This is a genomic window from Flavobacterium sp. (genome assembly GCF_031423415.1).
In the GTDB taxonomy this organism is placed as follows: Bacteria; Bacteroidota; Bacteroidia; order Flavobacteriales; family Flavobacteriaceae; genus Flavobacterium.
In genome coordinates, this window is record NZ_JANPFL010000050.1 from 1 (window position 1) to 1,240 (window position 1,240).

A 1,240-nucleotide genomic window follows, 5' to 3' on the forward strand; every position below is an offset into this window, starting at 1 on the left:
CAACATAAACTGGATTTGGAACAATTTCCCACATTTTTTTTTGAACATCGAGTGGTCTATAACAATCGAATAATTTAATTTTAAAACCAAGTTTCATAAACGAATTATTAGCGTTTATCAAAGCTTTTACAGTTTTTAATCTCAGAAAACATTCTTCACAATCATAAACTTTGGCTTTCAAAAAATTATCGGTAGTTGCATATTTCATATCATAAACAAAATCATTAGAATAATCATTTAAATTTACAAAAGACGAATCGTTAATTTTTGAATTCAATTCGATAAATTTATTTGAAATTTCATTTTTTAATAATGACTCTTCAACAGTTTGAGCAATCAAACTCTGCTTTGACTTACAGGATAAAAATAAAAATATTGCAAAAAGATATAAATTTCTCATATTCAAGTTGTATTGATTTAAATCAAAAAAATTATTTTTCTCTAGTTTCCAAAACAGTTACAACATCCTGTAATTTGAAACCTTTGGCTTGTAACAAAATTAAGTAGTGAAACAATAAATCGGCACTTTCGTCAAGAAATAAATTATCATTATTGTCTTTGGCTTCAATAACCACTTCAATAGCCTCTTCGCCTACTTTTTGGGCAATTTTGTTAATGCCCTTTTCGAATAAAGAAGCAACATAACTTTTATCAGAAGTAGCGTTTTCTTTGCGTTCTTGAATGGTTTTTTCTAGTTTAGAAATAAATCCATACTCTTGATTGTTAGATTCTTGCCAACAATTATCTGACCCAGTATGACAAGTTGGGCCAACGGGATTTACTTTTACCAAAAGCGTGTCATTATCACAATCTACTTTTAAATCAACCAAATTCAAAAAATTGCCACTCTCCTCGCCTTTTGTCCACAATCGATTTTTGGAACGGCTAAAAAAAGTAACCTTTTTGGTTTCTAAAGTTTTATTGTAGGCTTCTTGGTTCATATAACCCAACATTAAAACTGTTTTGGTTGTGGCATCTTGAATTATGACAGGAATTAATCCGTCTTGGTTTTTATTAAAATCTATTTTCATTTTTATATTTTTTAAATCTATATTCTTACTTCTATTTTCTGTTTTCTTAATTCTTGTTTCAAAACCGGAATTTCAATTTCTTGAAAATGAAAAACGCTTGCTGCCAATGCTGCATCAGCCTTTCCAATAATAAATGCATCTACAAAATGTTGCATATTTCCTGCACCACCAGATGCAATAATCGGGATATTTACAATTTCAGATAATTT

Annotated in this window: 3 protein-coding genes; all 3 read right to left on the reverse strand. The window is 29.0% G+C overall.

Going from position 1 to position 1,240, the window contains the following annotated elements:
- On the reverse strand, positions 1 to 400 hold a 400-nt coding region (locus RMO83_RS05165), incomplete at its 3' end, for a M15 family metallopeptidase (protein ID WP_310558613.1).
- Between the two features lie 31 nt (positions 401 to 431).
- Positions 432 to 1,031 (reverse strand): bifunctional phosphoribosyl-AMP cyclohydrolase/phosphoribosyl-ATP diphosphatase HisIE, encoded by a 600-nt coding sequence (gene hisIE, locus RMO83_RS05170; protein ID WP_310558614.1) that lies wholly within the window; start codon positions 1,029 to 1,031, stop codon positions 432 to 434.
- A 17-nt stretch (positions 1,032 to 1,048) separates the two neighbouring features.
- On the reverse strand, positions 1,049 to 1,240 hold a 192-nt coding region (locus tag RMO83_RS05175; RefSeq protein WP_310558615.1), incomplete at its 5' end, for a HisA/HisF-related TIM barrel protein.